We start from the raw sequence: 25,457 nt of genomic DNA on the forward strand, positions 1-25,457 counted from the left end.
TAGCATTATGAAAACTTTCGGTCAAACAGAAATAATGATTATATAAATGGCTAATATAAAAAGCAATGATTTGAAAGAACTAAATGTTATGTAAAGTTTACGGTTTCATGCTGCTTTCAATGATGCTTGCTTCAATCATTTCAAAGCAATGCATTTTAAAAACGATTAAGTCTTTCTCTGAAAGCATAGTGTTTTTAAGAGCAGATACCTCTGATTCACTCTTGTTAAGTCTAGTCTTTGAAAATTTTAGTTTCTCTAGGGTCTTAATAAATATAACAAGTAGTGCTACACATATTAAAGACAAGCCTATGATAATGACAAACTTAAAAGGTGAATTGTAACAATTGTAAATAACTACAGCCGAAAGTAATAGGCAGATTGTAAATATAAATCCTGCCACAATAGATTTGCTAAGACTCTCCCTCAACTCAATTCTTACATCTTCTAGCATTTCATTAGCTTGGGCTACGAATTCATCTCTAACATCGGCTGCTGTTAACGAGAGAATCTGACGCTTTTTGGCCTCAAGCTCCTCAGCGGAATAACCGCTATAATCTTCGTTTAATAATGCCATATTATCCCCCAGTTTTTCACAAAAAAATTACTTCTAAAGTTATTATAAGTTATTTTCTCTGATATAGTAAAGCGACTATAAATATAATTACAATTCTATTAGTATTATAGTATATTTATATGGTACATTTTCTGTAAAAACTGTGACTTTTTTACTATAATTAGAAGGCAAATGTGACTATTTACACATAAACAATCAAATATCCTTCAGGGTAAAATTTTTGATAAAGGAATACAGCAGGAGGAAAAAATGGGCTTAAATAATGAGGAAAAGGAAAGATATCAAAGACAAATACTATTAAAAGAGATTGGAAATGAAGGGCAGGAGAAGTTAAAAAAATCATCATGTTTAGTGATTGGGGCAGGAGGCCTTGGTTCTCCGGTGTGCTTTTACCTAGCCGCAGTGGGAATTGGCCACATAGGTGTCATGGATGGGGATAGACTAGAGCCTTCAAATCTTAATCGACAGATTATTCATAAAACTAAGGATTTAGGGGAGTTTAAGGCGACTTCTGCAAGGGAGAAGATGTTAGAGCTAAACCCTAATATTAAGGTGACTGCCTATTGTGAATTTTTAACTTATGAAAATGCAGATGAAATCCTAAAGGACTACGACTTTGTAGTAGATGCTACTGACAACTTCAAGGCTAAATTTCTTATAAATGAGGTGTGCGTTAGAAACAATAAGGCTTTTGTCTATGCTGGAATTTCAAACTTTAAGGGGCAGTTAATGACCGTATTACCACATAAAAGTCCCTGCCTTAAATGCATTTTCACAGATGAAGCTTTATCAGAAGAAAATAACGCCGTGGAGCGAAAGGCAACCATCGGGGCAATTGTTGGTGTTATTGCTAGTTTAGAAAGCCTTGAGGCTGTTAAGTATCTTCTTGGAATTGGCGAACTTCTTACTGGGAAAATGTTAATAGTAGACGGACTTAGCATGAATATTAGAAAGGTGACTATGCCAGAAAGAAACGAACATTGTGAGAGCTGTGGGGCTTGATGTCATTAATAAAAAAGGGAATCTGCTGGTTTAAAAATTTAAGCGGATTCCCTTTAATAATCTTCTTATTTCGTTTTAAAAAATCTTTGAACGTAGTGTAAGCAATCCCCCGCTTCAAAAGCGTAAGCTTTAAGCGGGGGTATAAAGCTTACTAGTGTCAGAAGGGGTTAAAGCCCCTTCTGACAGGTGGCACAAAGTGCCACTGCGTTCATGAGGAAGTAGCGAAGCGGATTCCGAATGTCCGCTTTACTTCTTGACCTATCTTAGTTAAAGAATGACTTATAACCGTCAAAGATAAATCTTGTAATGTTATCTGCAAGATGTTCCTTTGTAACATCACCTGGGTGATCAAACCACTTGATAATAGGGTTAAATATAATTGAACAAATGCAAACGCTTAAGAATTCAGGATCATGAACATTAGCTGTTTCACTTAAAGACTTTGCAATCTTATAAGTGAATCTAATCTTGATCTTATGCTGTAATCTAACATCGTCAACATAGTTAAAAATTGACTTTAAATCACTTTGACGTGATTCAATGATATTGATTAATTGAACAATTGCTTGACGTGTTTCAATCTTATCTTTAGGAATTGCTGTAAGGTGATCGAATAATTCGTTGAATTGGTCTAGAATATAATCTTCAACTGCATCAATTAAATCTGGAATGTTTTTGTAGTGAGCATAAAAAGTTCCCCTACTAATGTTTGCTCTTTCTAGAATGTCGTTGACTGTAATTGTCTTTGTGTGTGGCTCCTGAATTAACTCATAAGTCGCTGTGATTAAAGCTTTCTTTGTTCTGATAACATCGCGTCGTTCAGCCATAAAAATCTCCTTTTTTGTTTATTCCCATATTTATGCATAAAGATATACACTTATACTCTGATAGTATAACATTATATACAAAAAGTAAAGCAAAAATTAAACATTTACTTTATATTGTCTTTTTGTTTTAATAAATACAAGGACAGAGTTGTATTATACAACTTTATTTTAGATTATCAAGTTATTAGGAGTAAGAAATGAATAGAAAAAATCTAGTTAACTATATACTTGCAGTTTTAGTTATAACATTTATGGTATTCTTATCAGAACTTTTAGGAGAAAAAGAAATAATTTTCCCAGAACTGGCTGCCCTATCAGTGGGAAGCCTTGTGTTAGCTGCTCTTCCATGGGTTGTGGATGGAAAACGTATGATTTTATACATTTCCCTTTCTGCTGTATGTGGTGTATTGATTGTATTGTTTTTACCAGGTCCTCTATATTTCCAGATGATAGTAGCTTATGCCCTAAGTCAGGTGATTTTCCTATTATCAAGAACTACAATGGCCCCAATGATTTCAGCAATAGTGCTCCCTGTTATGCTTCAAACTAGAGGCTATGTCTACATTTTAGCTGCCATTGGTCTTACAAGCTTGATTGTATTTATCAGATGGATTTTAGTAAAAAAGGGACTAAAACTAAATGTGGTTTATAAGCCAGAGGACAGCCTAAATAAGGACAATATAGTCCTTGCCCTTGAAAGAATTATAGTGGTTAGCTTACTTATGCTAATTTTTATTCCTAAGGATTTAAAGTTTATGCTAGCCCCTCCACTTCTTGTGGCCTTTACTGAGTTTACAAGGAAGGGAAATAAAGCTCTTAAAGCCCCTGTTAAAGCGGTGTTATTAATTTCTCTTTGTGCCACAACAGGCATGGCCTTTCGTTTTATATTAACAGTTAAGGCAGGTCTTCCTCTAACTTTAGTTGCAGCCCTAGTGGCAAGCGTAACATTTTTAATAATGAGACTTATGAAAATGTATCTTCCGCCGGCAGCAGCCATGGGGGTTTTAGCGCTTCTAATACCGGAAGAAAAATTACTTGTATATCCTCTTCAAGTAGTAGTAGGAATCACATGTTTAATGCTTTTTGCAAAGTTAATAGATAAGTTTAGATATCTATTTAGAAAAAAGTAAAATTATTCGTGCAATATATTAACTTTTTTGGTAAAATATATCTTAGAGAAAGGTCCTTTAAAGACCTCATATAAAAGGTAGCCGCAAATACCTAAGTAAAGCCTTGAAATTAAGCAAAATTAGCTTCGTTTTACAGACCTTATTTAGAGGATTTGTAGCTGCTTTTTTATTTCGTGAACAAATAAATATGCGTTTAGAGAAAACGTAAAAAAATTCCGTTTAAGGGGGTTATTTATGTCAGAGAAGAATGAAACAAATGTAGGTATTTTAAATTCATTAGCTTTCAAGCTATCTGTTGTAGCTTTTATAATTGCTGGTGTTTTAACCTCAGTGCTGATGTATTTTGCCATTACAAGTTCAAGAAATACTATGGAAGATACATATTACAAATATGCACAGAATCTGGCTGAAACAGCTGCAACTGCCCTGAATATTCAGATGGAAACGCTAGCACCTGAGTATGGTTTTGAATCAAATGAAGAAGGTGCAGCAGCAATTGAAGCCTACATTACAAATTGGGCTGAGACAAATCCATCTGAGTATGCATCTACAATTACAGAGCTTTTTGAGGATTCTCTAGGTTCTGTTTCCCTTGAAGGTATTGATACAAGTTATACTTACCTTTCAAGTCAAAATGCAATTATGGTTTATCATCCAAAGGAAGATAGAATTGGTACAGCTGTTACAAATGATGCTATTAATGCTATTTGTAAAAAGTTACAGGCAGGTACTAGCACAAGCTCAATCGGTAATGGTGTTGTAACTTACACAGCTGATGGCTATAAGAAATTTGCAGGTTATGCCTTTACTAACGGTGGCAATATCGTAGTTGTTCTTGGTGAATTTTCACAGGTAATGAAGCCTATTGACGATTTACAGAATTACCTATTAATCTTCTTAATCGTAGGTATTATTATTATGGCTATTATCCTTTATGTGGTTATTAGATTATTCCTTAACCCATTAAGAGTGGTAACTGAAGAACTTAATAAGACAGCAAGATTTGACTTTACAACAGATGATAATAACAATAGTGAAAAGCTTGGCAAGCGTAAAGATGAAATTGGCGTAATTGCTAGAGCAGCCCATGAAATGATTAAGCATCTTACAAGTATTGTTGTTAATATTAACGATGCAGGTGAAAAGATTAATAGTAACGTTTTAGAGCTTCGCAATAGTACGGATGAGGTTAATAATAAATGTACCGATAACTCTGCAACTAGTGAAGAGCTTGCAGCAGCTATGCAGGAGACTTCTTCAACTGCTGAGACAATTGCTCAAAATGTTGTGGAGATGCAGGGCGAGGCTAAGAATATTGACAAGTTAGCAGACTCTGGCGTTGGCTTATCTGAAGAGATTATGGATAGAGCTGATAAGTTAAAGGTTAGCACAGATCAGGCGACTAATAAGACTAAGTCAATGTACTCCTCTGTTAAGGCTAAGGCAGATGAAGCTATTGAAAGCTCAAAGGCTGTGGATAAAGTAAATGAACTTACAGACACTATTATGGCGATTTCTTCACAGACTGGCTTACTTGCCTTAAATGCTTCTATTGAAGCTGCTAGAGCGGGTGAAGCTGGTAAGGGCTTTGCAGTTGTTGCTACAGAAATTGGTAGTCTTGCAGACCAGACAAGTGATGCAGTAGGAAACATCAATGGCATCATTGGTGATGTAAATAAGTCAGTTAATAAGATGAGCGAGTGCTTAGAAGAAATCAATGGCTTCCTTGAGCAGACAGTACTTAGTGACTATGCTCAATTTGCAGAAGTAAGTGAGCAGTACTACAGTGATGCTAATAGCTTTAAGGAGAGCATGATTGATATTAAGAACTCTCTATCAGAGCTTGGTGATTCTATCGACATGGTTACAGAATCTGTTTCAACAATTTCTACAACAGTTGAAGAGGCAGCAAGAGGCGTTACTGACATTGCTGAAAAGACAACTGAAATTGTTCAGGAAACAAGCGGCAACTTAAATATGGTTGACGAATGTGAAGGCTATGTTGAAGAGCTTGAGGAAATCGTTCATAGATTTAAGATTGACGAGCAGTAAAATTTATCAAAAATGATTACTGTTTTATAATTGAAAATAATTAATCAAAAGGCCCATATTTTAAATGTGGGTCTTTTTTTTAGACCTCATTTAAGATAAAATATTGCTTGGCTATAAATTTTGAATACTAAGTAGATAATATATAGAGATACATTTTCAAAAAGAAAAGGATAGGAAATTATGAGTAAGAAGTTATTAGATAAGATCTATGAAGGCCATAAGTTACAGGATAAATATGGCAAGGAGTTTTATGAGGAGGCTAAGGAAATTTTAGAGCATCCAATCGTTTTACAAATGAAGCAGTTTAATCATCACAGCCAGACAAGCTGCTATCAGCACTGCGTACATGTGGCTTATTATTGCTACAAGCTGGCAAAGATTCTTGGCTGGGATGAGAAGGCTTTAATGAAGGGCGGATTGCTTCATGATTTATTCCTTTATGACTGGCATGATTACACACCAGGAAAGAATGAGAGATTACACGGTTTTGAGCATCCCAATAAGGCTCTTTATAATGCTCATAAGTATTTTAAGCTTACAAGAAAAGAAGGGGATATTATTGTAAAGCACATGTTCCCACTTACTTTAACTCTTCCTTCTTACAAGGAAAGTTACGTAATTATTATGGTGGATAAATTTGTTACCTCTTGCGAAGTTTTAGATAGATTCTTTAAAACTAAAAAAAGAATACTTAACCAGAAAGCAAGATAATACTGAACTTTTTGGATACAGGAAACTTAAATTACCTTTACGGGTATATTAATTCATGTTATAATATTCTCCATTGTGATATATTAAAATATTTTCACAACTATAAAATAAAAATATTGGAGGATTACAATATGAAATTTTGTCCAAATTGCGGCAAGCAGCTTCAGGATAACGAAGTTTGTACATGCCAGCAGACATCAAATGTAGCTCAGGGACAAGCACAGACAGCTAATGCAGGTCAGGCTCAGTTCAATCAGGCACAGTTTAATCAGGGTCAGCCACAGTACCAGGGTCAGCCACAGTACCAAGGTCAGCCACAATACCAGGGTCAGCCACAGTACCAGGGTCAGCCACAATACCAGCAGCCACAGTATCAGGCTCCAAAGCCAATGAATCCAGCTGTTGCAGCAGTACTTGCATTCTTTACTCAGGTTTTTACAAAGCCTTACGATGCAGTTGTTAATTATCTTCGTTCAAACTCAGTAGCTGCAGCATACATCATGCTTACAGTATCTGTTGTATTATGCTTTATTAATAACATTTTAAGTGAATTAGAATCAGTTATTGCTTATAGCTCTCCTATTTACAATCGTGAATTCCAGTGGGCTACAGTAGGTAGAAACTCTGGTATTGATTTACTTCAGATTTATGCTTATGCTTCACTTGCAGCATTAGTTTTTGTACTACTTACAAACTATTTTGATAAGAAGAACAACAATAGAATCAGCTTTACACAGGGTATTTTATTATTCTCAATTGCTGGTATTATCTCAGATCTTATCGGTGTTTGTGCTAACTTAATTGACTTAATCAATGTTGAGTTCTTTACAAAACTTGCAAGCTTAGTTAATAAGTTCTCTTACGGTTTTGAAATTATCGTTGTTGTAACACTTGCAACATTCCTTGTTAAGGATAAGAACAAGTTACCACTTGTTTATGCATTAGCAGCAACAGCAGGTGCATTTGCATCAATGATCATCAACATTTTATTTACATTATAAGATGACTAGAATTTAATAGTGAATTTAGGCGAGACCCCAGTGGTCTCGCTTTTTTTATGGATTTATTATATAATGACAAAAGATGGGGTGAAGAGGGCTTATGTAAGCCCATAAAAAGATTTATGTCTTTAGGAGGTTTAAGATGACATATTTAGACAGCGAACAAAACAAACAATTTTTAGGGAACGGCAAGGAGAATGCTAAAGGTGAAAGCCTAGAAACATTTTTAAATAATTATGATCCAACTAAGTATCAAAGTCCTTGTAACACAGTGGACACTTTGGTTTTTACTTATATTGAAGAAGATGGACATAAGAAAATCAACAGATTGCTTCTTATTAAGCGCGGCAATCATCCAAGTATTGGTATGTGGGCTCTTCCAGGAGGCTTTGTAGATTTTAAGGAAGACTTAAAGGCAGCAGCTATTAGAGAATTAAAGGAAGAGACAGGAATTAGTGATATCGACGCAATTCAGCTTAAATCCTATGGAAAGTATGATAGAGATCCAAGAACAAGAATTATTACAACAGCCTTTGTTACTTTGATTCCAGAAGGTTCTCAGAAGGCTAAGGCAGACGATGATGCCAGTGATGCAGCATGGTTTGATATTAATTTAGTGGATATTTCTGAAAATGTTACAAGACTTACTTTAACTTCAAAGGAAAAGGAAGAAGTCATTGCAGCAGATATTGAAAAGGCTTATGTAAATATAGCTGGAATTGTTGGAAAAGAATATAAGACGATTGAAAAAATCGGACTTGCAGCAGATCATGGGGAAATTATTTTAGAGGCCTATGAGATGATTAAATCTGCACTATAATAGATTTTATTTTGAGGTATTAGATATGAAAAAACAGACATGGAGAGCAGGAAATATGTTATATCCTGTGCCTGCAGTAATGGTTTCTTGTAAGAGAGGAAATGAAAAAGCTAATATTATTACAGTAGCTTGGGCAGGAACTGTATGTTCAGATCCAGCTATGGTTTCAATTTCTGTTAGAAAATCTAGATATAGCCATGACATCATTAAGGAAAGTGGCGAATTTGTGGTAAATCTTACAACTAAGAAGCTAGCTAGAGCTACAGATTTTTGTGGAGTACGTTCTGGTAGAGACATGGATAAGTTTAAGGAAATGCATCTTACAGAATATAAGTCCACACAGATTAAGGCACCAGGCATTATGGAAAGTCCTGTAAACATTGAGTGTAAGCTTAAGCAGGTGATTGAGCTTGGTACTCATGACATGTTCTTAGCAGAAGTAGTAGCGGTAAATGTTAACGAAGATTTGCTTGATGAAAAGGGAACTCTTCACTTAGAAAAGGCTGAGCTTATTGCCTATGCACACGGTCAGTATTATGGTCTTGGCCAGCATATTGGTAAGTTTGGCTATTCTGTAAAAAAGAAGAAATAATTACATAGAGTTTACATTTTCGGGCTTTTTTGGTAATATTTAATTTGTTACAAAAATATTACATTTTTATGTATTTGATTTAGAGGTAGGATTACAGTTATGCATATAACTAGATATGGAAGAGGAATCAAGAAGGCAGCTATTATTATTACAGCAGTTACAGGATTCATAGTTGCATTTTCAATTCCTTTTTATACAAAAAGTATGCTTGACACTAAAGTAGGATATTATTCAATTTCCATTAATGGAGTTACAGTAGGGGCTGCTAACTCAGTAAACGATGTTAATGAGGCTTTAGCCAATGCAAGAAAGAAGCTTTCAGCTCAGTATAGTAGTGATGTTTATATGAATCCTGATATTGAGATTGTAGAGGAAACTAGAGCGATTGCTAATAGATCAAGCGTAGATGAATTAAGCGATGATATATATAGTTATCTTTTTGATAACGTCTTAGAGGTAGAGAGAAATTTCGATTATACATTAAAAGTAGATGATTACACAGTTACACTTTCAAGTTTAGAAGAAGTAGAGGACGTACTTAATCAGATAGTAGAGCAGTACGACACTCTTTCACAATATAAGGTTACAATCGCATCTTCAGAAAAGATTGATAGCGGATATGTAGTTAACCTAGAGAAGAAATCAGAGTCAAATCAGTCAAGTGATATTGTTGCCGCAGCTATTGGTGGCGACGGAACAACCGTTAATGAAGCAACAGACGTTACTAATGGCGGTATTACAGCAATTGAATTTAAGGAAAATGTATCTATTATTGCAGTTCCAGAAGGAATTGAAGCTACAGCTTCTGTAGAGGATGCGTTAAGCCAGTTAACAGAAGAAAAGACAGTTAATGAAAGCTATATTGTAGCTGAAGCTGAAGATTTAGAATTTATTGCAAGTAAATACGGGGTTACAGTGGATGACTTAGTTAAATTAAACCCACTAATTAATGCTAATACAATATTAGTTGAGGGTGACATTATTACAGTTCCAGCTAAGGAGACAATCCTTACTGTAGTAACAACTAAGCAGTTATCTTTCCAACAGGACTATGATGTAAGCCCAGAATATACAGATGATGATAGCCTATCAAAGTATAATAATGTTGTTACAAGTGAGGGAACAACAGGCCAGAGATACACTGAAGCCAATATTGTTTACTACAACAACACAGAGATGACAAGATCTTATGTGACAGTTGGCATGTATGTTACAACAGAGGCTACACCAGCTAGTATTTCTGTTGGTACTTTATCATCATCAAGCTTTACAAGACCACTTGCCACATCCGTTGGAACTTATAAGTCAGGCTTATTTGATGATGGTTCTTTAAATGGAGTTATTTGGAGCGTTGATAGCGGCACTGATGTATTAGCAGCTAATGACGGTACAGTAACAAAGGCTAGATGGTATTCAGACTATGGTTACGTAGTTGAGATTAAGCATAGTGATGGAACAATTACAAGATATGGTTATTTATCAGAGCTTAGTGTTTCTGAAGGAGATACAGTAACTAAGGGTAGTGTAATAGCTAAGACAGGTAATAGTGGAGCAGCAAGTGATAATGAACTTCTATTTGAAATATGGAAGAGCGGAGTTTCATTAAATCCATTAGATTACGTTAATAAAAATTAAATATGACATCAGGTTAAAGCGTGAAGTTACAAGCTTTTGTAGTTTCACGCTTTTTTAAAGTGGAGGTGCTAACCTTTACAAAATTAATTCTTGTGATATAATTCTTTAGGATTATTAAAAAAGATAATTTGATATGTAACTAGGGATTGAAGGCGAAGGCCAAGAAATAAAGAGGTTTATAAATGGAACAGTTTGTTGTTAAAGGTGGATCACCACTAAATGGTAGTGTGTCTATTGGTGGTGCTAAGAATGCAGCTCTTGGAATTTTAGCTGCAGCAATTATGAGTGATGAGACAGTTACAATAGAGAACGTACCTAATGTTAGAGATACAAGAGTACTTTTACAGGCAATTCAGGGAATTGGTGCAAAGGTTAAATATTTAGATAACAATACAGTAGAAATTAATGGCTCAACTATTAATGATGTAGTTGTAGATTATGATTATATTAAGAAGATTAGAGCTTCTTATTACTTACTTGGAGCATTACTTGGAAAGAAGCATGAGTCTAATGTTGCACTTCCAGGTGGCTGTAATATTGGTTCAAGACCAATCGATCAGCATTTAAAGGGCTTTAGAGCACTTGGTGCTAAGGACGATATTGATAAGGGTATGGTTCATGTTAAGGCTGAGCATTTAGTAGGAGCTCATATTTATTTTGACGTGGTTACAGTAGGTGCCACAATTAATCTTATGATGGCTGCTTGTATGGCAGAGGGTTCTACAATTTTAGAGAACGCTGCTAAGGAGCCACACGTAGTTGATGTTGCCAACTTTTTAAACGCTATGGGCGCTAATATTAAGGGTGCTGGTACTGATGTAATTAGAATTAAGGGTGTTGAAAGCTTACACGGCTGCACATACTCTATTATTCCAGATCAGATTGAAGCTGGTACATTTATGATGGCAGCAGCTACAACACACGGTGATATTACAGTTTGTGATGTTATTCCTAAGCATTTAGAGTCTATTTCAGCTAAGTTACTTGAAATGGGCTGTACAATTATAGAAGGTGATGACTCAGTTAGAGTTATTGCTACAGATAGAACACTTAAGGCTACTAATGTTAAGACATTACCATATCCAGGCTTCCCAACAGATATGCAGCCACAGATGGCAATTGCATTAGCTGTTGCAGAAGGTAACAGTATGGTAACTGAAAGCATTTTCGAGAACAGATTTAAGTACGTTGATGAATTAGCTAGAATGGGTGCTAAGATTAAGGTTGAAGGCAACACAGCTTACATCGAAGGTATTGAGAAGTTCTCAGGTGCAGATGTTAGTGCTCCTGATTTAAGAGCTGGTGCAGCACTTGTAGTAGCTGCTTTATCAGCAGATGGTTTCTCAGTAATTGATGATATTGAATATATTCAGAGAGGTTATGAGAACTTCGAGAAGAAGTTAACTAGCCTTGGTGGTAATATTGAGAAAGTTGATAATGAGAGAGATTTACAGAAATTTAAGCTAAAAATCGGATAAAATTTATTTTTTGCCAGTAATTAATGTGATAGTATAGTTATATCAACTTATAAGGAGTGGAAGATATGGAGAAAAAGGTTACACAGGATATGATTATCGCTGATATTATTGCCCAGAATCCATTAGCAGTTGATGCTTTAATGGAATGCGGTATGGGTTGTATTTCATGCCCAGCTTCACAGGGTGAATCTTTAGCAGAAGCTAGTAGAGTTCATGGATTAGATCCAGAGGACGTTGAGGCTTATGTTAATCGTTATTTAGAATTAGTTCAGCCATAATTAATACATGAGTGAATTTAGAGTGTTGCCCATAAGGGTGACACTCTTTTTTTGAAAGGAATTCTATGACAAGTAATGAAATACTAAAATCTGTTTTCGGTTATGAAGAATTTAGAAGCGGACAAAAAGAAATAATAGATGAGATATTAGCAAAGAAAGATTGTCTTGGAATTATGCCAACAGGCGCTGGTAAGTCCATTTGCTATCAGGTACCAGCCCTACAACTTCCTGGTATAACAATAGTTATTTCGCCCCTTATATCTTTAATGAAGGACCAGGTCTTTGCTCTTAATCAAGCAGGTATTCATGCAGCCTACATTAACAGTTCCCTTACAGAAAGACAGATTTCCATGGCCTTTGATAATGCTTGCAGAGGTCAGTATAAAATCATATATATAGCGCCGGAAAGACTAGATACTAAGCGCTTTTTCGAGCTTATTCACGCAGTGGATATTTCTATGGTGGCAGTCGATGAGGCCCACTGTATTTCTCAGTGGGGACAGGACTTTAGACCGGCATATCTAAATATCGTAAAGTTTGTAAATATGCTTGAGAGAAGACCAGTTATTGCTGCATTTACAGCAACTGCCACAAAGGAAGTTAAGGAAGATATTATTAAGATTTTAGGTCTAAATAATCCACAAGTTTTTATAACTAGTTTTGATAGACCAAATCTATACTTTAGAGTGAAGCATGTGACAAGTAAGCCTGTAGAGGCCCTTAGATACTGCTCAGAACATAGAGATGAATGCGGTATTGTCTACTGTGCAACTAGGAAAAATGTAGACGAGATATGTGATTTACTCAATAGTAAGGGTATTCCTGCAACTAGATATCATGCGGGTTTGACAAACAAGGAACGTAGCAAGAATCAGGACGATTTCATATATGATAGGGTTAAAGTTGTGGTGGCAACTAACGCCTTTGGTATGGGTATTGATAAGTCTGATGTAAGATATGTTCTTCACTATAACATGCCACAGTCTATGGAAAATTATTATCAGGAGGCAGGTAGAGCAGGGCGAGACGGAGAAGAGTCAGAGTGCTTATTACTTTATAATCCTCAGGATATTATTATTAACAGATTCCTAATTGAGAACAAGGAAGCTAAGGATGACATAGATATTGAAACGCAAAAGGAAATTGCTAGACGAGATAGTAAGCGATTACAGGTTATGATTGATTACTGTAATACTACAGCTTGTCTTCGTACCTTTATTTTACAGTATTTCGGGGAGCAGGCAGACTATAAGGATAGCAGAGCTAATTCCATGACCGCCTGTGGACATTGCTGCAATTGCTGTAATGAAGTGGATTTTGTGGATGTGACAAATGAAGCTAGTAAGCTAGTGGACTGCGTCTATGAACTAGGAGAAAGATTTGGCCAGGGCATGGTTATATCTGTTCTTCGAGGGGATGACAACGACAGAATTATTAGAATGGGACTTAATGAATTATCTTCTTTTGCAAGCCTAGCTAGTTTATCTGAACGCTCTTTAAAGGATATTATAAATGAACTTATAAGACAGGAAGTTCTAGTAAAGACCACAGGTCAGTATCCACTTCTTCAAATGGGACCAAGACGAAAGGTCTTTGATAATGGTGACATTAAGATTAGTATTCGTGATGAAGGCAAGGATAGCAAGTTTAAGAGAGAACTTACAAGGTCTAGAAAGCGTAGTCTAAGCTCTATGTCAGAGTCTGATTTCTTAGGCGGCAGAGCAGGAACTAGAGGAGGTAAACGTGGACCTGTAGGAATTAGTAGAGATTATTATACTTCTGCAAGTAAGATAAATCTAAGCCCTGAGGCAGAAGAGTTACTTGCCAACTTAAAGGAAGTTAGAAAGAGCATTGCGGCTAGAGAGAAGATGCCGGCCTACATCATCTTTGGTGATAAGACTTTGATGCAAATGTGTATCTATCGTCCAACAAGCTACGAGGAAATGCTTGGTATCTCTGGTGTTGGTGAGAATAAGAATAAAAAATATGGCCTTGAATTTGCTAGAGAAATTGCAAAATTTGATGGCAAAAAGATAGATGATAGTGACTGGGATTTGTAAAATAGCTTTAGTAAAATGCATAATATTGACAAAGGTTTCTTTAGAAATTAAAATTTAATTAGATGTTATTGAACGTGATTTTTAATAAAGAGGCCAGTATGAGTGAATTTGAAGCAAGAATTAGATCGCTTATTTTACGAATTATATTAGTAACTATTATATTTGATATAATAAGCAATATTGGATTAACAATTTATTATATAGTTACAGATGATTTAGGTTCGGAAATATCTGTGTATTTGTCGGAACGCATTATAATGCCAACTGCAATTAATGTGCTTGCCCTAATTGCGGCGAAGCGTTTTAATGACTCTAAGAAAGAAACAGCTAAGTCAAAATATTGGGCATGTGCTATGGCCTTTGCAACAGTAGTAGGGGCTTTAGCGGTTTTCCAATGCTATTTTCCATGCCTTTGGACAGGACCTGCAATAGCCATGATCTTTTGTAGCATTTTCCATGACTTTAAATTAATAAGGGTAATGTTTATCTACAGTATGGGCATTATTGCCCTAGCCTACGTCTTTGTGGTGGGGGATTATCCTGAGAATATGTCCTTTTACATGCAGTGCGCTATAGTTAGTGCCATTATTACAGTGATTGCATTTTTATTAGCAAACGCCATGGAGGAATATGCAAGAAATGTGGCAAAGCTTAATAGGGAAAATCTTGAAAAAGAGATAGAGCTTAAAAGAAGACTAGATTTCGACCCTTTAACAGAGGTACATTCAAGAGGTTATATGGATTTGCGTGGCGAGGAGATGCTTAAAAATGCTGATAGATTTAATCCAGTAACTGTTGCTATAATAGACATTGATGATTTTAAACAAATTAATGATAAATATGGACATGAAAATGGAGATAAGGTTTTAAGGACTTTGGGACTTCTCCTAAACAGTCTTATTGATGAGAGACATACAATCGTTGGCAGATACGGCGGCGAGGAGTTCTTATTTATTTTTGAAGGAGGCAACATAAGCGAGCATGAGGCATTACTTGATGCCCTAAGAGAGAGCTTTTCTCTTATAAATTATGCTTTTATGGGGCCAACTAATAACTCTTGTTCCTTTAGTGGAGGCATCACTGTGACCTATGAAAGACAGCATTTAGATGAGGTCTTTAAGGTGGCAGATGAGGCGCTTTACATTGCTAAGGGCAAGGGGAAAAATAACATAGTTAGGAAGTAAAGGTTAAGTTTATGAAGAATTACAAAATGACTGTATGCTATGACGGTAGTAGATTTTACGGATGGGAGCACCAGCCAGATATAGAGATGACAATTCAGGGAAAGCTTGAGTCGGTTTTAAAGGAAATGCTAGGCCAGGAAGTAGAGGTTATTGGTTGTGGTAGGACCGATGCAGGAGTTCATGCTAAGGCATACATTTGCAATGTCCACATGGAAACTGAAATGTCAGAGAAGGAAATCAGGGATTATATGAATCACTATCTACCTGATGATATCGGGGTTAATGAGGTGAAGGTGGCTTCGGATAGATTCCACGCTAGATATAATGCCATGGGTAAAACTTACCAGTATGCTTGTTATATCGGGGATAAGAAGCCTGTATTTGATAGAAAATATGTCACAGTCCTTGAGGGCAAAATTAACGTCGAGGCTATAAAAAAGGCCGCAAGTTACTTAGTCGGAGAACATGATTTTAAGTCTTTTTGTGGAAACCCAAAGATGAAGAAGTCCACAGTTCGAGAAATTTATTCTATAGATGTTACATGTAGAAATGGCTATATGTATCTAACATATCATGGAAAGGGATTTTTACAGTATATGGTAAGAATTCTTTCAGGAACCTTAATTGAGGTAGGAGAGGGAAAGAGAAGCCCAGAGTCTATTATAGATTTGATTGAGGCTAAGGATAGAAGCCTTGCTGGACCAACCGCTCCTGCAAGGGGATTAACTCTATTAAAAGTTCACTATGCCAAATAGAAGAAACAAAACTTGTTATAGATATCAAAAATTCAATCTTTTATGGAAATTTATGCCTATATAATGTAAAATAAAGGTTGTTTATCTCATTTGCAGATAAATATGAGTTTAGTTGGAGTCGCAATTTCTAACTAGACAAGACTTGATAATATAGGGAGGTTTTTAAAAAGATGACCCAGAAAACTAAAGTGGCCAACGTGTTTTTCAGAATAGTGATTTTTCTTGGCCTTATCGCATCAATTGTAGGAATTGTTGAGATGTGCTTGATTGCACTAAAAGAGAATTATTCAACTAATACCGCTGTAATTTATTATGGCATGGCGAATAACCTATTTATTTGGACAATTGCCTTCATGGTTCTTACAGGAATTTCAGTTTTAGCTTTTATTATGAATTTTGTTTCACATAAGGCAGTGGGTACCCTTTCTTATGTATTAAGAACAATTTTCATCTTTGTTGAAGCTTTGATTAACATTATTTTATGCACTGTAGCTTATGTATTTAACGTAGTTGCCGCAGTACTTCTTGGATATTTACCAGTAAAGAAAGTTTATGAAGTTAATTCATATATCGACGATGTAGATAAGCTTGAAACCTTAGTTGCAATCCTTGTATTTGCAACAATTGCAGCTTTTATCTTTTATTTGATTTTAAGTGTTACATCAATTGTTTCACTTCATAAGATGAATAATAAGCTTTCTGAAAATGCATCACAGCCACAACAGAAGAATTATACAGCACAGGCAACTGAAGAAGTGACTTTAGAGGAAGTTGCCAGGACTCCAGTAGAGCAGGTAAAGCCTACAACTGAGACAGCAGCTAAAGATCTTGCAGTAGAGCCTGAGACAGAAGCTAAGGATTTTGCAATAGAGCCTGAGACAGTAGCTCCAGTAGTTCAGACAGAGTCTACAGTTCAGAGTCAGGATTTTTCAGGATTTAATAATAACTAAAATTAAAGAGCAGGAATAATCCTGCTCTTATGTTCTTTATAGCAAATTAGGAGGCTTATGGATAAGGTATATAGAAAAAGACAACTTGCATTTAGCATAGTTCTTTTACTTGGAGAACTAACAGGAATTAGATCTGTTATTTATATGTTAACATTTATTGGAAATTATAAGGATTTATCAGATGCTTCAGCTTTTGAAATGGGAGCTTCAGTGGGACTAAATTATATGCTTTTTTCAGTGCTTATAACTATAAGCTTCATTTTAAGTATTAGAGCTAAAGCAGCAGTTAAGCATATGGAGTATCTTAGTCGTAACATTGATATGGTCATTGCGGTAATAATTACAAGTTCATCTTCAGTGGCAGTGTTTATTGTCATGATGCTTGGCTGTGCAAGATATTTAGGCGATATGGATATGCTTGCAAGAATTTATGAGTCAGAAGAAGTTAAGTTACTTATCTCAAATCCGCAGGAGTTCTACATTTACATGATTGCAGTAGCGATTATTTTACCACTAGCAATTAAGTCGATTTTTGACATTATTAATTACTTTAGAACTAGAAAAATAGAAGATTAAGAGATTAAAAGATAAATATAGAAGAAAAGAAGAAGTAAAAGATTATTGAAAATGAGGAAGTAAGTGGGAAAAAATGAAACTAGTAACACCTAAGTATTATGAGGAATTTAAATGCATCGCGGGAGACTGCACAGATACTTGTTGTGCAGGTTGGGATGTGGATGTAGACAAGAAATCAAACGATTTTTACAAGACAGTAACAGGACCTTTCGGGGATAGACTAAAGGCGGTTTCTGTAGATGATGAAGAGGGCGGCTGCACATTTACCTTAACAAAGGAAAAAAGATGTCCCTTCTTAAATGATGCTAATCTTTGTGATTTATATACAGAGTTAGGAGAGGACAAGCTTTGCGATACCTGTGCAGAGTTTCCAAGATTTATTAACAATTTTGGCGCCTTAAGAGAGATGGGAATTGCACCATCTTGTAAGACAGCTGGGGAAATTATATTTGCCAAAAGAGGAATGATGGAATTTAGCGAATCCGATATTGATGAGGAGATTGCTCTTAATGACATCGACCCTTTTGTATATATGCTTCTTAGAAGGGCAAGAAAGCTAAGCTTTAACTTAATTAATGACACGGATTATAAGTTAGGCGAGCGTATTGCGGCCTTCCTTGCAATGAGCAGGGATGTTCAGCGACTTCTTGATATTCAGGAAGATGAGAAGATAGGCAACGTGCTAAAGGCCTATGAGAATAAGGATTTGGTGGATGAGGCCATTAAAAACATTAGAAAGAGACGTCTTGATGCAGATACTCTTTCGGCAAGAAAACTTGGTTTCCCTCAGGATGCTAAGTATTTTGAGCAGATCAAACACTACTTTGATAGTTTTGAAGGTATGGAAGTTATCAACCCTGATTGGTATAAAGTCTGTCAGGCTGTGGATAAGTTCTACGAAGATATCAAGGAAAGTAGAAAAGCTATTGAATTAAAGGACGAATTCAATGAATACTACAAGGATAGACTTGCTGAGTATGACCAGTTATTTAACTACACAATTTTTAGATATCTATTAGATGCAGTTAATGACTACGATTTACTCTTAAAAACTACAATTTGTATTGTTTGGTATATTGTTTTAAAGGCAGCAGACATTGCGGTTTGGTATTGCAATGGAAAGACACTATCCTTTACAGAACAAGTTGATATAGCACATTTATACTCAAGACAATTTGAACACTCCTATTCTAATTTTGAAGTGTACAACGAAATGTTTGAAACAAATGAAATATATTCCGTAACTAATCTAGAAGCAATTTGCTTAATGTTTGACTAGTTTGGAATGACAAGAAAGGTAATTTTAGTATGAAGATGATAATGAGGTATTTGGAAAAATTCAAAAAAGAATGCGTATTAGCACCACTTTTTAAAATGCTAGAAGCAGTATTTGAACTTTTTGTTCCTATTGTAGTTTCTGCAATTATCGATAAGGGTATTGCAAACGACGATATTGCTTTTATTTTAAAATGCAGTGTAATGCTTGTATTCCTTGCGATAATTGGACTTGCAAGTTCAATAACCGCTCAATATTTTAGTGCGAAGGCAGCCATTGGATGTGCAACAAAACTAAGATATAGCGTGTATGAGCATATCTTAGGATTATCTTTTACAGATTATGATGAAGTTGGAACATCCACATTGATTACAAGATTAACTTCTGATATTAATCAGATTCAAAATGGTGTTAACTTAGTTTTAAGACTATTCCTTCGTTCACCATTCATTGTATTTGGTGCAATGATTATGGCTTTTACAATTAATGTAAAGATCGCTCTTGTATTCGTGGTTACAATTCCTGTATTAGCATTTATTGTTTTTGGAATTATGCTTATTACAAGACCTATGTATCGCGATGTTCAGAATAAGTTAGATAAAGTCCTTTTAACTACTAGAGAGAACTTAACAGGTGTTAGAGTTATTCGTGCTTTTAATAAGCAGGCTAAGGAAAATGTAAAGTTTAAGGCAGAAAACGAAGACCTCAATATGCTTCAGAGAGTAGTTGGTAGAATATCAGGTCTTATGAATCCTTTGACTTATGTGGTTGTAAATGCTGCTATTGTAGCCTTGATTTACTTTGGTGCTATCAAGGTTAACACAGGCTCTATGACACAGGGACAGGTTGTTGCCCTTTATAACTATATGTCACAGATTTTAGTAGAGTTAATTAAGCTTGCTAACCTTATTGTAACTATTACTAAGGCCCTTGCTTGTGCAGGTAGAGTAGAAAGCGTATTAGCTATTGAATCTTCTATGGATTTTGTAGAAAAGAGACAGGAATTAGGTCTTGATGAAAATGTATCTAATAATCAGCCTAAGTTAGAACTTCGCAATGCATCCCTATGCTATAAGGGAAACAGCGAGGACTCAGTTTCTAATATAAATCTTGTTGCCAAGAAAGGTGATATGATTGGAATCATTGGTGGTACTGGTTCAGGTAAAACTACAGTGGCCAATCTTATTTCTAGATTTTATGATGCAACAAAGGGTAGCGTACTTATTGATGGTGTAGATGTTAAGGATATCCCTAGAGAAGAGCTTGTAAAGAAGGTATCAGTTTGTATGCAGAAGGCTGTTTTATTTAGTGGAACAGTAAGAGAGAACTTAACAATGGGTAGAAAGGATATCCCAGAGGAAGTTCTTGAAAAGGCAGTGGAAGTTTCTCAGTCTAAGGAATTCTTATCAAAGAAGGAAGGCTATCTTGATTACATGATAAATCAAGGGGCTAAGAATCTTTCAGGTGGTCAGAAGCAAAGACTTAATATTGCAAGAGCACTTTCAGCAAGTCCAGAAATTCTTATTTTAGATGACTGTTCTTCAGCCCTTGATTATGCAACAGATGCAGCACTTCGAAACGCAATCGTAAGAGACTTAAAAGATGTAACAACTGTTATTATTTCACAGAGAGCCGCTTCCTTACTTAATTGTACAAAGATTATTGTACTTGATGACGGTAAGATGGTAGGTGAGGGAACTCATGAAGAGTTACTTGAAAACTGCGAAATTTATAAGGAAATCTACGATTCTCAATTTAGCTCACAGGCTAAACTTGTAGGAGGTGCACACTAATGAGTAAAAATAATAATAAGAAAACAGTAATTTTTAAGATTTTAGATAGAGTAAAAAGATATAGATTAGCCCTTACAACTAGTGTTGTTATGGCGATTGTAACAGTAGCTTGTCAGCTTTATGTGCCAATTTTAATTGGTAGAGCTATTGATTTAATTGTAGGTCCTGGAGAAGTGGATTTTACAGGTATTGCAAAGGTTTTAGGACAGATTGGAATATTTATCTTTGGGGTATTTTTATCTCAGTGGATCATGAATATGTGTAACAACAAGATTACCTTTGGTGTAACAAAGGACATTAGAGATGAGGCTTTTGATAAGATTGAAACTCTCCCTCTAAAGTACATTGACGGTAATTCTTATGGTGATATCGTAAGTAGAGTAATTGCCGATGTAGATACATTTGCAGACGGCTTACTTATGGGCTTTACACAGTTCTTTACAGGTGTGCTAACAATTATTGGTACTCTCGGCTTTATGTTCTTTATTGACTTTAGAATAACATTGCTTGTATTCTTACTTACACCACTTTCACTTCTTATTGCTTGGTTTATTGCAAAGAAGACCTTTAACAGCTTTAAGAGACAGTCAGAGACTAGAGGCGAGCAGACAGCGCTTATTGATGAATCTATTAACGGCGTAAAGATTATTAAGTCTTTTAATAGTGAGCAGAAGTATCTTAAAGAATTTGATGAAATTAATGAACGACTTGCAGATTATTCTTTAAAGGCTGTATTCTTCTCAAGTTTAACAAATCCATCAACTCGTTTTGTTAACTCTCTAGTTTATGCAGTAGTTGCTGTAAGTGGTGGTATTTTAGCTATTAACGGCGGTATTTCCGTTGGTGAACTTGTTTCATTTTTAAGTTATGCAAACCAGTATACTAAGCCATTTAACGAAATTTCAGGCGTAGTTACTGAATTACAGAACTCAATTGCTTGTGCCGCTAGAATTTTTGAGCTTATTGAAGAAGATTCAGAGATTTCAGATGAGGGCAAGTTAGAGCTTTCAGAAGTTTCTGGTAAGGTTGATTTGGAAAATGTATACTTCTCATATACAGAAGACACACAGTTAATTACAGACTTTAACTTAGATGTTAAGCCAGGCCAGAGAATTGCTATCGTTGGTCCAACGGGTTGTGGTAAAACTACATTAATTAACCTACTTATGCGTTTCTATGATGTTAATGAAGGAAGCATTAAGATTAGTGGTCATGACTTAAGAGACATAACAAGAGAGTCTTTAAGAAATGGCTTTGGTATGGTATTACAGGAGACTTGGCTTAAGTCAGGTACAATTAGAGATAATATCGTTATGGCTAAGGAAGATGCCAGCGAAGAAGAGATTATTAATGCTTGTAAAGAGGCTTATTCATGGGGCTTTATTAAGAAGTTACCAAAGGGCCTTGATACTGAGATTGGTGAAGATGGCGGAAGTCTTTCAGCAGGTCAGAAGCAGCTTTTATGTATTACAAGAATCATGCTTGCTAACCCACCAATGCTTATCTTAGATGAGGCTACATCTTCAATTGATACAAGAACAGAATTAAAGATCCAAGATGCATTTGCAAAATTAATGAATGGAAAGACAAGCTTTATCGTAGCCCACAGACTTTCAACAATTAAAAATGCAGACGTAATCTTGGTTATGAAAGACGGAAATATATTAGAACAGGGAAATCATGAAGAGCTATTAAAGGCTAATGGTTTCTATAAGAAGCTTTACGACAGTCAGTTTATTAAGGCTTCAGATGAAGAGGAAGAGTAATAAAGAGGTAATTTTATGGCATTTATTCAGGTAGAAAATGTGACTAAGCGTTATGGCAAGAATTACATTTTAAAGGATATAAATCTTGAGGTAAATAAGGGTGAATGTGCTGTTATTATTGGCGCAAACGGCTGCGGTAAGACAACACTTTTATCAATACTTGCAGGAAGTAATAAGGCTAGTTCAGGAAAGATAATTATTGACGGAGTTAATGCGATTTCAAATAGCAAAAGTTTTGATAAGATGATTGGATACATCCCTCAGGAAAATCCACTACTTGAAGGACTAAGTGTTAGAGATAATCTTAAATTTTGGTATGTTGGCACTAACAGAAATATGGAGGAGGACCTAAAGTCAGGTGCTCCTGCCATATTTGGTGTCACAAAATTTCTTGATAAGAAGGTGGAGCAGCTATCTGGCGGTATGAAGAAGCGTCTTAGTATTTGTGCGGCCCTTGCAAAGAATCCACCAATTCTTATTCTTGATGAGCCAGGGGCTTCTCTTGATATTGTTTGTAAGCAGGAAATTAAGGAATACATTGAAAGATATATGGCAGTTGGCGGAACGGTGATTCTAGCTAGCCATGAGGATTATGAGATTAATCTTGCAACGAAAATGTATCTATTAAATGATGGCGTTCTAAAGGAAGTGGCAGTTGGTAGTCACAATGAGATTATGAGGGGACTAGCACGATGAAAAAGAAATTAGAGTATTTAAGACTACAGATTATTAGTAGTTTTACTTGGGTCCCTAAAATAATTTTGGTGTCGCTAATCTTAGCAATAATCATTGGGGCAGCAGCCTTTGGAATTTCAGCTTATACAACAGATTCAGATAATTCCCATCTTTTAAAGGTGGCTATTTGTTACGATGAAGAAGATAGTTCAAAATATATTAGACAGGCAGTTGATTTAATTGCAGATGAAGACACGGTTTCAGCGGTTTGTACTTTTATTGAGTTAGATAAGGACAGCGCCCTTAAAGGTCTTAAGGATGGCACAATAGATGTGGCAGTTATTATTCCAAAGGGTTTAATAAGAAGCATCATGAATGGCCAAAATAAGACCATAGAGCTTATATTCCCAAGCGTTGGTGTAAATAACTCCTCATATATTTATCAGGAGATGATAAGCGCAGGAACAAGCGTTGTAAGTACAGCTGAGGCTGGAGTTTATTCTATGGATGATGTTCTAAATACCCTATTTAGAGATCAGAAGGATAAGCAGGTAGAATTAGAAAATAAGCTAAGTGAAATCTACTTCACTTATGGCCTTGATAGAAGCATTTACTTTAGCGTAACAGATGTTTCAAAGACAGAAGGCCTATCCACAACTCAATTTTACATTGCCACAGGTTTTATGCTACTTCTCTTGTTTAGCGGTATTGTATGCGAAAAGCTCTTTGTGGTAAACAATAATAGTTTGACTAAAGTACTAAGAATTTCAGGCATTAAAGAGGGCTATATAAGTTTTTCTAGAATAACAGGAATTTGCCTGGTTTACACAGCCTTTTTCTGGCTTGTATGCATTTTCATAGGAATAATTGGGCTTCGTTTCCCAGCAGTCTTTGACTACTACGAGCTTAGCTCTCCTCTTGATTTAATCACTTCTTTAATCGGACTTTTAGTGATTAATTACGCAATTCTTAGCTTTATATATTTTATCTTTATCTTAATTGATAACACAATTTATAAGGTTATTGGCCTTTTCATAATCGGAATAGTATTTATGTATATGTCGGGCTGCATCATTCCAAGCTCCCTTCTTCCAAACGCAGTAAGAATCCTTGGACAGTGCCTTCCAACTTACTATTTCTTTAGACTCATAGGACAGATAATGACTACTAACATTAGTCCAATTTTGCTTTTTGAAAATGTATTGATAGCGGTAATTCTAACAGTACTTGCAAGTTTGGTGCTTAAATTTAGAGTTAGAAAGGAGTAGTTATGAAAAGGGTTTTATTTTGGATTTATTTAATGCTAAAGAAGCAGCTAAAAAATCCCTTTATTGTTGGACTTTTAATTGCTATTCCTTTAGTGACTTTAATTGCAAAGAACATTCCTGCTTTGAATAAAACGGACACGATGCAAGTAGGATTGTGTTTGTTAGATGAAGATGAAATGACAGTGCAGGCTGCTAATGCTCTAGTTTCTGGCGACTATTCGGTAGATTTTTACATAGCCGATTCTAGAGAGGATTTAGTAAATGACATAGTTAGCAAAAAGACAGAGTGCGGATATGTATTTAGCGAGAACATTTCCGAAAAAATTATGGAAGATGATTATAACGGCTGCATTGAGTGCGTTATAAATGAATCTAATTACGTTAGTTCTATGACTAACGAGATTGTATTTTCTCAACTTTTTAAGAGCTTTGCAGATGATATCTTGGTGAAATTCATAAAGGAAAACAAGGTATTCTCTTTGGATGCAGCAAAGGCTGTGGTTAATGCAAAAGCTAGCTATGAAAAATATTTATCAAGTGATCAGACTTTCCACTTAACCTTTACAACACTTGATAACGATGGACAATCCACTAGACAGATGACACAGACAACAGGAAAATTCCCACTTAGAGCAATACTTTATATTTTAATATTTGCCGGTGGTTTATTTGGTGTGGCTTGGTTTTTAGAAGACGAGGCCAAGGGAAGCTATGTAACCCTATCAAAGAGATACAAGATTTTAGCAAGACCTGTATATGCCTTTATTGGCGCTTTTCTTTTTTGGATTTCTTCAAGCATTGCCTTGCTTATTGCAGGTAGCAAGATAAGTCCAAAGACGGTTTTACTTGGTATTGCCTATGTGTTCCTTGTAACAGCCTATGCCTGGATTCTTGGAATGATCTTTAGAAGAATCGAGAATTACATAGCAATTACTTTTGTTTTAATTGTTGCCTGCTTTATCTTCTGTCCAGTATTTATCAATATTTCTCTTTATATTGATGCGGCAAAATATATCAGCGCAATCCTTTTGCCAAGCTGGTTTATATAGATAAC

General features: G+C 35.6%; 23 protein-coding genes. 21 read left to right on the forward strand and 2 right to left on the reverse strand.

The features are described 5' to 3' along the window. Positions 1–97 precede the first annotated feature (97 nt). Positions 98–574 carry an MFS transporter gene (locus tag BLQ66_RS01100; protein ID WP_074520525.1) on the reverse strand — a complete coding sequence of 159 codons (477 nt, stop codon included), beginning with the start codon at positions 572–574 and terminating at the stop codon, positions 98–100. A gap of 249 nt (positions 575–823) precedes the next feature. On the opposite strand from BLQ66_RS01100, the gene BLQ66_RS01105 reads away from it, so the two are divergent. Continuing rightward, complete coding sequence (locus BLQ66_RS01105; RefSeq protein WP_207645125.1) at positions 824–1,576, forward strand: HesA/MoeB/ThiF family protein; 753 nt, start codon at positions 824–826, stop codon at positions 1,574–1,576. A gap of 263 nt (positions 1,577–1,839) precedes the next feature. Here BLQ66_RS01105 and BLQ66_RS01110 read toward each other — a convergent pair whose 3' ends face one another. Next, positions 1,840–2,403, reverse strand: a complete 564-nt coding sequence (locus BLQ66_RS01110) for a TetR/AcrR family transcriptional regulator (RefSeq protein WP_074520527.1) — start codon at positions 2,401–2,403, stop codon at positions 1,840–1,842. Positions 2,404–2,600: 197 nt separating this feature from the next. Between BLQ66_RS01110 and BLQ66_RS01115 the strand changes: the two genes are divergently transcribed. The 20 genes from BLQ66_RS01115 to BLQ66_RS01210 all read left to right on the forward strand — a co-directional run bounded on the left by BLQ66_RS01115 (position 2,601) and on the right by BLQ66_RS01210 (position 25,452). After that, positions 2,601–3,533, forward strand: a complete 933-nt coding sequence (locus tag BLQ66_RS01115) for a hypothetical protein (RefSeq protein ID WP_074520528.1) — start codon at positions 2,601–2,603, stop codon at positions 3,531–3,533. Positions 3,534–3,767: 234 nt separating this feature from the next. After that, on the forward strand, positions 3,768–5,585 hold the full coding sequence (locus BLQ66_RS01120) for a methyl-accepting chemotaxis protein (RefSeq protein WP_074520529.1): 1,818 nt from the start codon (positions 3,768–3,770) through the stop codon (positions 5,583–5,585). Positions 5,586–5,765: 180 nt separating this feature from the next. Beyond that, the gene (locus tag BLQ66_RS01125; protein ID WP_074520530.1) at positions 5,766–6,296 is read left to right on the forward strand and encodes an HDIG domain-containing metalloprotein; all 531 of its coding nucleotides are present in this window, start codon (positions 5,766–5,768) and stop codon (positions 6,294–6,296) included. Between the two features lie 131 nt (positions 6,297–6,427). Beyond that, complete coding sequence (locus BLQ66_RS11935; RefSeq protein WP_074520531.1) at positions 6,428–7,297, forward strand: hypothetical protein; 870 nt, start codon at positions 6,428–6,430, stop codon at positions 7,295–7,297. Between the two features lie 142 nt (positions 7,298–7,439). After that, entirely contained in the window at positions 7,440–8,117 is a 678-nt protein-coding gene (locus BLQ66_RS01135) for an NUDIX domain-containing protein (protein ID WP_074520532.1), read from the forward strand. A gap of 25 nt (positions 8,118–8,142) precedes the next feature. Continuing rightward, positions 8,143–8,709: a flavin reductase family protein gene (locus tag BLQ66_RS01140; protein WP_074520533.1), complete on the forward strand. Its 567-nt coding sequence runs from the start codon at positions 8,143–8,145 to the stop codon at positions 8,707–8,709. A 99-nt stretch (positions 8,710–8,808) separates the two neighbouring features. Further along, positions 8,809–10,344, forward strand: coding sequence for a M23 family metallopeptidase (locus BLQ66_RS01145; RefSeq protein ID WP_074520534.1), 1,536 nt, complete (start codon positions 8,809–8,811; stop codon positions 10,342–10,344). Positions 10,345–10,526: 182 nt separating this feature from the next. Then, positions 10,527–11,822 (forward strand): UDP-N-acetylglucosamine 1-carboxyvinyltransferase, encoded by a 1,296-nt coding sequence (locus BLQ66_RS01150; RefSeq protein ID WP_074520535.1) that lies wholly within the window; start codon positions 10,527–10,529, stop codon positions 11,820–11,822. A gap of 65 nt (positions 11,823–11,887) precedes the next feature. Further along, complete coding sequence (locus BLQ66_RS01155; protein ID WP_074520536.1) at positions 11,888–12,100, forward strand: DUF1858 domain-containing protein; 213 nt, start codon at positions 11,888–11,890, stop codon at positions 12,098–12,100. A gap of 65 nt (positions 12,101–12,165) precedes the next feature. Next, positions 12,166–14,160: a RecQ family ATP-dependent DNA helicase gene (locus tag BLQ66_RS01160; protein WP_074520537.1), complete on the forward strand. Its 1,995-nt coding sequence runs from the start codon at positions 12,166–12,168 to the stop codon at positions 14,158–14,160. Between the two features lie 98 nt (positions 14,161–14,258). Beyond that, positions 14,259–15,344, forward strand: a complete 1,086-nt coding sequence (locus BLQ66_RS01165) for a GGDEF domain-containing protein (protein ID WP_074520538.1) — start codon at positions 14,259–14,261, stop codon at positions 15,342–15,344. 11 nt (positions 15,345–15,355) lie between these two features. Then, positions 15,356–16,099 carry a tRNA pseudouridine(38-40) synthase TruA gene (truA, locus tag BLQ66_RS01170; RefSeq protein WP_074520539.1) on the forward strand — a complete coding sequence of 248 codons (744 nt, stop codon included), beginning with the start codon at positions 15,356–15,358 and terminating at the stop codon, positions 16,097–16,099. A 170-nt stretch (positions 16,100–16,269) separates the two neighbouring features. Beyond that, positions 16,270–17,049: a hypothetical protein gene (locus BLQ66_RS01175; RefSeq protein WP_074520540.1), complete on the forward strand. Its 780-nt coding sequence runs from the start codon at positions 16,270–16,272 to the stop codon at positions 17,047–17,049. 57 nt (positions 17,050–17,106) lie between these two features. Further along, positions 17,107–17,625: a hypothetical protein gene (locus BLQ66_RS01180; protein WP_074520541.1), complete on the forward strand. Its 519-nt coding sequence runs from the start codon at positions 17,107–17,109 to the stop codon at positions 17,623–17,625. 73 nt (positions 17,626–17,698) lie between these two features. Beyond that, entirely contained in the window at positions 17,699–18,904 is a 1,206-nt protein-coding gene (gene fliB / locus BLQ66_RS01185; RefSeq protein ID WP_074520542.1) for a flagellin lysine-N-methylase, read from the forward strand. Positions 18,905–18,933: 29 nt separating this feature from the next. Further along, a complete protein-coding gene (locus tag BLQ66_RS01190; protein WP_074520543.1) occupies positions 18,934–20,694 on the forward strand; it encodes an ABC transporter ATP-binding protein in 1,761 nt (586 codons plus the stop codon). Further along, the gene (locus BLQ66_RS01195; RefSeq protein WP_074520544.1) at positions 20,694–22,460 is read left to right on the forward strand and encodes an ABC transporter ATP-binding protein; all 1,767 of its coding nucleotides are present in this window, start codon (positions 20,694–20,696) and stop codon (positions 22,458–22,460) included. Before BLQ66_RS01190 ends, BLQ66_RS01195 begins: the two co-directional genes overlap by 1 nt. A gap of 15 nt (positions 22,461–22,475) precedes the next feature. Beyond that, the gene (locus BLQ66_RS01200) at positions 22,476–23,156 is read left to right on the forward strand and encodes an ABC transporter ATP-binding protein (RefSeq protein ID WP_074520545.1); all 681 of its coding nucleotides are present in this window, start codon (positions 22,476–22,478) and stop codon (positions 23,154–23,156) included. Then, positions 23,153–24,403, forward strand: a complete 1,251-nt coding sequence (locus tag BLQ66_RS01205) for an ABC transporter permease (protein WP_074520546.1) — start codon at positions 23,153–23,155, stop codon at positions 24,401–24,403. Before BLQ66_RS01200 ends, BLQ66_RS01205 begins: the two co-directional genes overlap by 4 nt. Positions 24,404–24,405: 2 nt before the next feature. Continuing rightward, the gene (locus tag BLQ66_RS01210; protein ID WP_074520547.1) at positions 24,406–25,452 is read left to right on the forward strand and encodes an ABC-2 transporter permease; all 1,047 of its coding nucleotides are present in this window, start codon (positions 24,406–24,408) and stop codon (positions 25,450–25,452) included. The last annotated feature ends 5 nt before the right edge of the window (positions 25,453–25,457 follow it).

This window comes from Lachnospira pectinoschiza, assembly GCF_900103815.1.
In the GTDB taxonomy this organism is placed as follows: Bacteria; Bacillota; Clostridia; order Lachnospirales; family Lachnospiraceae; genus Lachnospira; species Lachnospira pectinoschiza_B.